1 protein-coding gene is annotated in these 217 nt (G+C 45.2%); it reads right to left on the bottom strand.

The genetic code is table 11. From position 1 onward, the window contains the following. Positions 1–32: 32 nt before the first annotated feature. The coding region (locus H6B10_RS17645; protein ID WP_204652583.1) for a hypothetical protein at positions 33–217 on the bottom strand (185 nt) is incomplete at its 5' end.

Below are 217 nucleotides of genomic sequence, written 5' to 3'. Positions count from 1 at the left end.
AAAAGTGCAGGCATGTTGCCCTCCAAAATACTTCAAGGACGGGGGACTGCCTGTCTTTTTTGTATCATTGTTTCGCTGTTTAACGCGATTTCCTCTTCCGTTGAATTTGCAAAGGAAATAATCCACATCTTTATAGCCCACATCTTCGGCAATGCGGCCGATCTGCTTGTTTGTGTACAATAGCTGGCGGCACGCTTCGTTAATACGGTAAGAACAC

It is taken from the genome of Gemmiger formicilis, from assembly GCF_016901605.1.
GTDB classification, from domain to species: domain Bacteria; phylum Bacillota; class Clostridia; order Oscillospirales; family Ruminococcaceae; genus Gemmiger; species Gemmiger formicilis_B.
Note: the sequence above shows the minus strand (reverse complement) of the source record. Positions and strands in the feature narration are given on the sequence as shown.